The sequence below is a fragment of the Xenorhabdus littoralis genome, from assembly GCF_033949345.1.
GTDB classification, from domain to species: Bacteria; Pseudomonadota; Gammaproteobacteria; order Enterobacterales; family Enterobacteriaceae; genus Xenorhabdus; species Xenorhabdus littoralis.
Genome location: NZ_VCDP01000315.1, coordinates 1 through 317 on the forward strand (window position 1 = coordinate 1; position 317 = coordinate 317).

Consider the following 317-nt stretch of genomic DNA (forward strand, 5'->3'; position numbering starts at 1 on the left):
CCTTTCTAGTACTTTGGTACTATCTAACACTCCCTCAGCCTTCAAACGCCCCATTTCGACGTGTCTGCGTGAACTTGAAATCCCACGTTTTAATTCAAATCCATTTTCGACCATATGTTTTTGAAAATTGTCCTGCAGCGCAATCAATTGTTGGCGTTTTCCAAAGTATTCTTTTGCAGACAATCGTCCATCTTCTGTGATTGGTACAATGGCACAATGCATATGTGGTGTCATCTCATCTTTATGTACAGTTGCATGAATCACATTTTGTTCTCCATATTCCTGTTTAACAAAATCTAACGCGGTTTCAAAAAATT

The 317-nt window shown here is 38.5% G+C and carries 1 protein-coding gene; it reads right to left on the reverse strand.

Translation table 11 applies throughout. The features are described 5' to 3' along the window. The coding region (gene mobV / locus FE394_RS19720) for a MobV family relaxase (RefSeq protein ID WP_319927993.1) at nucleotides 1-317 on the reverse strand (317 nt) is incomplete at both ends.